The following is a 279-nucleotide window of genomic DNA, read 5'->3' on the forward strand; positions in this document are numbered from 1 at the left end:
CGGCCGGGTCCTGCTCCGCCTCCACCACCAGCCAGCCTTCGTAGCCATGCAGATACAGGCGCGTCAGGATGGCCGGAAAATCGATGCAGCCGTCGCCGGGCACGCTGAAGGCGCCATTGATGACGGCCTGCAGGAAACTCCAGTGGCCATTCCTCGCCAGTTTCACCACGTTGGGGCGCACGTCCTTGCAATGCACGTGGCAGATGCGATCGATATGCTTGTTGAGCACCGCCAGCGCGTCGCCGCCGGCAAAGGTGATGTGACCGGTGTCGAACAGCA

At 63.4% G+C, this 279-nt stretch carries 1 protein-coding gene; it reads right to left on the minus strand.

The window, feature by feature from the left end:
* On the minus strand, positions 1-279 hold a 279-nt coding region (locus GCN78_RS29045; protein ID WP_152254754.1), incomplete at both ends, for a TIM barrel protein.

It is taken from the genome of Janthinobacterium rivuli, assembly GCF_009208735.1.
GTDB lineage: Bacteria > Pseudomonadota > Gammaproteobacteria > Burkholderiales > Burkholderiaceae_D > Janthinobacterium.